Raw genomic sequence first — 6,714 nt, 5'->3', positions numbered from 1 at the left:
TGTCGCGGCATACGGCCACAAATTTCTCTTCCTCCACATCAGTTTGGACGCTTAAATGCAGATATGCCGTCCCGGTTCCCTCATGTCCGGGACCCCCACCAATTTCGTCTGCATCTACGCCATCTGGGATAGACAGTGATGTCCCATGCCATCCTGGATAACCGTATTTGAGGCCGAGGAAGGCTCCGATTGTAATGCTTTCTATTTCGGCGCGAACACCTGCGATATCTGGGGCGTCCAGGTCTTCGTCATCCTCCGATGACCATCGGAACGACATAGACCAGCGCGCCGCAGGATCTACAGTGTTATTGGCTTCCCCACACGCGGAGGTCATAGCAACGAAGCACAGCGCTCCGCCGAGACACAAGACCCTCTTGAGCCTATTCGCCACTGTTCCCGCCCTTCAGAATTCGACTCTCATAATCCTCTCTCGAACTGGTGAGACGATCATAACGGTCAGCTTGGTTACCCAGTGCATCCGTAAAGCTAGTAATATCGATGCCCGCCGATCGTAGCCACTGCCGGGCTGCGGATCCGAACTCCGCCTTTGTGTACACGGGATCGTCGGTCGCGGATGGCGAGAATATTTCCTTGTACGGCTTCAGTCGACCGTCTTCGAGCCATTCGGTCGGGAATGTCGCTGACCTGGGACCCTTACTATTGAAGAATTCGGGATCGCTGTTGGCCGCCGCAGTCAGCATGCTGTAGAAGCGCTGGGTCGCGAGCTCGTCTTGATTAGCTTTGTAGGTAGACTCCGGCACTGCAGTGAAGTCGATATCGTTGATGTCGTATCGGAATACCTTATTGGCCACATCGAACGCCCCGCTGGCGTTCGGCACGAACGTATCCAATACACCTGCGGCTATATCAACCCCCATATTAAGATTGTTGACGGAGCTATTCTCAAAATTGCTGGCATCGATGCCGCGGTCCCATGCTTCTGCGCGCAAGCCCTGCTCCTGGTATCCGATCAGGCGTCCAGCCGATTCCGCGATTTGATCCCTGGCATTGGATTCCTGATCGTGGATGTCCACATAGTGAGCCGCGTAATCATTGGTCCGGTCAATAATCGCGGCATTCACCAGAGCTGAAGCTTCTGGATCGGAGTTGAGCAGGGTAAGGAGCCGGATCGCCCGAGTATCCCGCTCATCCGAGGTTTCTCCAGGAATTTGAAACCCGTTCGTATCCGACAAATAGTCCGGAGCCATCGCAATCTCGTCGAGGTAAGGGATCATCGCATCCGCCACCTGTTGGGTCAGTCCGGGATTGACCTGCCCGAGCGACTGATTGTCGTGGTAGGGCATATCCATCAGTGCCTCGAAGGGGCTCATGGCCCCATCGGGCGAGGAACCCTGAGTCATGATGCCGAAGAGCGCCGACGCTGCGGCACCTGCTTGCTGGGATTGTTCCAGCGTGACACCTGGGCCGTCGGCGGTGGGAGGTTGCGGTACGGCCTGTTCGCCGATCCAGTTGAACAGCGGCGGCGGTTCCTGGCCTTCGCCATCGGTCCAGTCGTAGTGCAGCAGGGGCTGAACAACGCTCAACGGGTTGTAGCCATCTTCCAGAGGCACCGAGCCGGGATTGGTTTCTCCGGTGAGGAGTTGAGTGGTCGCCTCGTGATTGCGACCGGAGACTTCCAGGTAGTCGCGCATCGAGGGTTCCAGTTCGGAGAGCAGGTTGTTGCCGCCGGGCAGGGCGGAGTAGTCCGAGGTTCCGGCCGGTGTCGCCATGGATGCGACTTGACGGGTGAGTTCTCGGGACAGTTCGACGCCGGGCTCGTACCCAGGATTGGCCTGTGAGATCAGGTCGCCGAACCTGGCGGTCTCGTCCAGGAATCGCGTGCGCGCCGCAGCCTGAATTTCCGGCGGCTCGGTCGGGTAGGTGGTCGCGTTGGCGTCCGGTCCTGCGACGCGGGTGGAGATCAGTTCTCTCAGGTCCTGTGGCAGGTCCTGATAGCTGCCGGGAGATTGCAGGCTGCCGTCGGGATTGCGGCCGGTACCGATATCTTCGTTAGAGACGGCTAGCAGGCCATTCGCGAGTGTGTCACGCTGCGTGGCCGCGCCTTGGTCGCCTGCCTCCTCCTGCTGCTTCAAACGATCGTTCAGGGCGAGGATTCCGGGCTTTCCCGCGTTCTGCAGGAAGGAACGGTAGTAATCCTGGACGTACGCCGGCAGCGTATCGACTTCACCGCCATTGGACAGCGCCGTGAGTTCGGCATCGGTCAGGATGCGCTTCGGGAGTCGGTCGGCGACTTCGTCGAGGACCGCGGTATCGACGGATCCGTCCGCGTTCACCGCGTCGCGCACCGCCTTGCCGTCATCGGCACCGAGCTCGCCCACATCTGCTTTCGGTAGCCCATCCCCGGTGGTCGGCACCTGGGGGATCTCGACATCGGCAGCCGGGGCCTGCTGCAGCTGGTCGAGGCTCTGTGTGACCAGACCCAGATGGTCGGCAGCGTAGCGCTCGTTGTTGGCATAGGAGCTGAGCAAGTCCTGGATGCGGGATTGCAACCAGTCGGCCTGGTTTTCTAAGCGCTGCTGGATCATGGCGGCGGCCAGCGTGCCGTCTGCGCCGGGAAACTTCGGTGGGGTGACGGTGCCGTCGTCGGCGACGGTCATCCCGGCTCCCGCCGCTTGGTTGTCGACGAGATCGAGCAGATCGGTGCGAGCGGTGTCGAGAACCGAGCCGTAGAGACAGCAGTCGCTGGCCACGATGGTGGCTGCTTCGTCGATTTTGGTGGCGGTGAGCTTTTCACCGACCGCGCGAACACCGGCCGCTGCCGCGCCCTCGCCCTGCCAGGTGTCGAGCGCATTGTCGACATCCTTGCCCATTTCTTCGACGGCTTCGGTGAAGAGGGTGAGATTCGCGGCGATGTGGTTGCCCAGCGCCACCATGGTCGACGGCGCGCTCGCGCGGACGTGGCTGATCGTCACCGGCTGGTCAGTGGGAGCCACCGGGCGTCACTCCTGCCCGGTCTCGCCCATGATGCTGCGCATCAAAGCCGTAGAAGCCTGCTCGACAGCCTCGTAGGTCTTCGCGCCCGTCTGTGCGGCGGTCGCCATCTGGTCGAGGCTGGATCCCATTGCCTTGTAGGCAGCGATCACCGCCGCGCTCGCATCGGTGGCGGCCTTCTCGACGGCCGACCCATTCATCGACACCTCGACGGTGTGCTCGATTCCATTGACCGTGCCAGCATGTACAGCGATCACGCTGCCGAGCTTCTGCAAAGTCTCGATGTCGACCTGAAGTAGTTCCGCCACAGTCCCCCACTCTCAACCGAACCGCGTCATTTGAGCCTTTCAAAGCAGACATGATCCTTAACGGTCACGTGTGCGAGTGTCAAGCTGTGGCGATTCGGGAGAGGATGCTCTCGCGCCTCCTTCTGCTCGGCGCGATGTTCGTGCCTGGTAGCGACCGATGATGGCTATCGAACACCATCGCGGTGAACCGCGATTCGTGCCACGGCGAGAGCAGGATACCCGACAACCAAATCGCCACGCCGCTACTCGGCACGGCCCCAGCCCACCTGGCCCGTTATGCTGACGGGACGTCGAGGGTGATGGTCGGTATGTGATTGCCGATTGTCAGCCCGCCGAGTTGGCGGCGACCGGACCGGTGCGGTGGTGAATTCGCGGGTGGCGCAGGTAATCCGGGAGATCAAGGAAGCACGTGAGCAGGTGTGGCCTACGGTGAAATCGAGGGCGTTTGACGTGCTCGTCCCACCGTGGCCGGAGCGAGGGGTAGTAGGTAGTGCAGCGCGAGAACGAAACTGATGCTGCCGACTGGGGTTGGGAGGCTCCGTTGGTGCCAGCCGACGCGGCGGAGCCGAGTTCGGAACCATCTCCGGAGCGGTGGGAAACCAATCGGCTCGCTGTGGTCACCCTGATCCTCGGCCTCCTCGGAATATTCTTCCTGGCAGTGCCTTTGGGAATGATCGCGTTGGCGCAGATCCGCAATCGGGGGCAGCGGGGCGGCGTGCTGGCGCGGGCGGGGATGGCAGCGTCCATGTGCTATGTCCTGGCAGGAGTGATGGTGATGGCGTTCTTCCCGATCGGTGGTTCCGATGAGAAGGAGGATGAGGCGCTGCCGCCGATGTTGTCCCGGAATCTGGCGGTCGGTGACTGCGTCGAGAGCGTGGAGGAGTCCGATGTAATCGACGCGATACCGGTCGTGCCGTGCGATCAGCCGCATGTGGCGGAGGTGATCATTCAGTTCCCGGTGGAGGGGTCGTGGCCCGGTCGGGACGAATCGGCGCGGCGGGCCGATGCGCGCTGTAGCGCGGAATTGACACCGGCATTGATCAATAGTCCGATGCTGGCCGAACTGCGCAGCTTCATCTATTTTCCGGCGAATGCGATGCAGTGGCGCAACTACCCGAAGGTCAGCTGCTTGGTCATGCGTGTGGACGGTCGGGACCTGGCGATGAAGATTCCCCGGTAGGCGCGGTACCGTAGCGGCGGTGTGAGCCGGTCGGCAGCGGCCTGCGGCTGGGGCGCGAGCGGGACGGGAGCGGTCAGCGGGCGGTAGCCAGGCGGCCGTGTCTGGGGAGCGTTCGTGCGGGTGCGGTGGTTGAACCCAGCGGGTGTACCCCGCGCTCGGTGCGGCGCTCGCGCTCCAGGCGGGCGACGATCGCCGCGACGGTCCGGTCCTCGGCCGGGTGGGGCGCGAGGAGGGCGGTGAGCGCGGGTACGAGCCGGGTCATGATGCCGCCGGTGGTCACGCCGATCAGGAACGGCAGCCAGTACGCGATCACGGTGTATCCCTTTCGGATTCGAGGTTGGGAGTGGTGTCCAGGGGGCGGGGATGCCGCTCACCGAGGTTCGGTGGGGGTGCGCAGAATGTGCCGCGCCGCGCGCAGGGTGTGGCATTCGGCGGGGTGGCAGTCGCGGTGCAGCGCGCCTGCCTCGGCGGCTTCGAGGTGGTTCATCGGGCCGTCGTAGTCGCATCCGGCCAGGATCAGTGCCCTGGGGGAGACGTATTCCATGAGGCTCGGCCTTTCGCTGATTCGGATGGGGTCGGCGGACACCGTGGTTAGTTCCGCGCTTCGGGGTGGTCGGGGGAGGCCAGGCGGGTTCTGATTCCCGGGATGAGGGAGTTGGGGCGGCTGAAGACCACCTCTTCGGGGCGGTCGGCGGGTTGCATGGTGCGCAGCAGGTACCGTGTGCCGCAACGAAGTTCGATCGTGGTGTCGGTAATGGACTTGATTCTGGTGCGGGACAGGACGATTCCACGGGTCTCGGACAGCTCGACTACGTGCGCGCCGAGTGTTACCCAGGTGGGAAGTGGGTCGGCCGTCATGATCGAATTCCCGCTTTCGGTGTGGTCGTGGATTCCGACAGGGTGAACAGGCGCGATCGGCCGCCGAGGCGAGCCGGATCTACCCCCGGGCCTGCGGTTTTCGGTTGCTGAACACCCTCAAGTAGACACCCGCCGGAGCTATTCTGAAGGCTCCGCATCGAAGTTGAGCCGTAACTCGTTGGGCAGCCAGTACGGTGCCGCCAGTACGGAGTGACCCGGATAGCGAGGCTAACGATATGGCGGGTTCCACCATCCCCCGGCGAGCGTTGGGCCGGATATTGCACGACCTGCGGGTACAGGCCGGGAAGACGCAGCTGGCCGCAGGGTTGATCATTGACGTTTCACCACAGGTCATCGGCAGAATGGAGGACGGGATACCGGTTAAGGTCAGCGGAGTGCAGGTGAAGGAGCTGCTGAGATGCTATGGGGCGGAACCGGAATCGGCTGATCAGGCACTGGCGCTGTTCGAGGAGGTGAAGGCGGCCAAGGGCGACCCGCGGGGTGGGTGGTGGCGTGCGTACAAAGATGTGACGAGCAGCCATTTCGACCACTACATGAATCTGGAAGAAGCCTGTACCCGGCTAACCACCTTCCAGATGACCCTGCTGCCCGGCCTGCTCCAGACGCCCGCCTACCGCCGAGCGATGATCCTTGTGAAGGAGCCGGGGCGTTCCGCGCTTGATGTCGAGCGGGAGATCGAACTCGGTATTCGCAGGCGGATGCGCCTGCTGGAGGACACCGGGTTCGAGGTGAATGTGTTTCTGTCCGAAGCGGTTCTGCGGCACCGCGTCGGTGGGCCAGCTGTCATGGCCGAACAGCTCGGACACCTGGCCGAGATGGGACGGTCGCCGAATGTGGCAATCCGGGTCGTACCGCATGATGCCGATGGCTACATGGGGTTGGTGGTCGGACAGTTCACCCTGTTCGAGTTCCCCGCGCTGCGGCACAGTGGATTGCAGGAGCCGCCGGTCGCCTTTGTCGAAGTGTTCACTGGCGCGCTGTTCTTCGAGGACAACGACATGATCGAGAAGTATCGGACGGCGGTTGCAGACATCGCTGGGGCGGCGTTGGATGAGGAAGACACCACAAGAATGGTGCTGGATTTGCGAAGGAGTACGCGGCGTGAGTGATGCCCCATCTGCGGTGAAGTGGTACAAGAGCAGCTACAGCCAGCCTCAAGGTGATTGTGTCGAGACCGCGCATCTTCCAGGCGGTGAGGTCGGGGTGCGGGACAGTAAGAACGCCGCCGGTGCGGTGCTGATATTCGGTGGCCCCGAGTGGGACGACTTCACCGCAGCCGTCCGGTCGGGAGCATTCGACCTGCCCGCGTGAGACTGTTTCGCGTACGCGCACCGAGCCAGTGAGGTTCGGACTCACCCGGTGGTCATCGCCGATCTCGCCGGGGCGTCAGCGATT

8 protein-coding genes are annotated in these 6,714 nt (G+C 62.6%); 3 read left to right on the top strand and 5 right to left on the bottom strand.

Annotated elements, in window-relative coordinates; all coding sequences use genetic code 11:
- Positions 1 to 380: 380 nt before the first annotated feature.
- Positions 381 to 2,954, bottom strand: coding sequence for a hypothetical protein (locus QK444_RS30045; RefSeq protein WP_282785491.1), 2,574 nt, complete (start codon positions 2,952 to 2,954; stop codon positions 381 to 383).
- A 6-nt stretch (positions 2,955 to 2,960) separates the two neighbouring features.
- Positions 2,961 to 3,260 (bottom strand): hypothetical protein, encoded by a 300-nt coding sequence (locus tag QK444_RS30040; protein WP_282785490.1) that lies wholly within the window; start codon positions 3,258 to 3,260, stop codon positions 2,961 to 2,963.
- 490 nt (positions 3,261 to 3,750) lie between these two features.
- Between QK444_RS30040 and QK444_RS30035 the strand changes: the two genes are divergently transcribed.
- A complete protein-coding gene (locus tag QK444_RS30035; RefSeq protein WP_282785489.1) occupies positions 3,751 to 4,440 on the top strand; it encodes a DUF4190 domain-containing protein in 690 nt (229 codons plus the stop codon).
- A gap of 73 nt (positions 4,441 to 4,513) precedes the next feature.
- Here QK444_RS30035 and QK444_RS30030 read toward each other — a convergent pair whose 3' ends face one another.
- The 3 genes from QK444_RS30030 to QK444_RS30020 are packed head-to-tail and all read right to left on the bottom strand — an operon-like array spanning position 4,514 to position 5,298.
- Positions 4,514 to 4,753: a hypothetical protein gene (locus tag QK444_RS30030; protein WP_282785488.1), complete on the bottom strand. Its 240-nt coding sequence runs from the start codon at positions 4,751 to 4,753 to the stop codon at positions 4,514 to 4,516.
- A gap of 57 nt (positions 4,754 to 4,810) precedes the next feature.
- Positions 4,811 to 4,984, bottom strand: a complete 174-nt coding sequence (locus QK444_RS30025) for a hypothetical protein (RefSeq protein WP_282785487.1) — start codon at positions 4,982 to 4,984, stop codon at positions 4,811 to 4,813.
- A 47-nt stretch (positions 4,985 to 5,031) separates the two neighbouring features.
- Positions 5,032 to 5,298, bottom strand: a complete 267-nt coding sequence (locus QK444_RS30020; protein ID WP_282785486.1) for a hypothetical protein — start codon at positions 5,296 to 5,298, stop codon at positions 5,032 to 5,034.
- 236 nt (positions 5,299 to 5,534) lie between these two features.
- On the opposite strand from QK444_RS30020, the gene QK444_RS30015 reads away from it, so the two are divergent.
- Complete coding sequence (locus tag QK444_RS30015; RefSeq protein WP_282785485.1) at positions 5,535 to 6,428, top strand: helix-turn-helix transcriptional regulator; 894 nt, start codon at positions 5,535 to 5,537, stop codon at positions 6,426 to 6,428.
- Positions 6,421 to 6,630, top strand: a complete 210-nt coding sequence (locus QK444_RS30010; protein ID WP_282785484.1) for a DUF397 domain-containing protein — start codon at positions 6,421 to 6,423, stop codon at positions 6,628 to 6,630. The genes QK444_RS30015 and QK444_RS30010 overlap by 8 nt, the downstream gene beginning before the upstream one ends.
- Positions 6,631 to 6,714 lie beyond the last annotated feature (84 nt).

This window comes from Nocardia sp. CC201C, assembly GCF_030010695.1.
Classification (GTDB): domain Bacteria; phylum Actinomycetota; class Actinomycetes; order Mycobacteriales; family Mycobacteriaceae; genus Nocardia; species Nocardia otitidiscaviarum.
The sequence above is the reverse complement of the archived record's forward strand: the minus strand, read 5'-3'. Positions and strand labels throughout refer to the sequence as shown.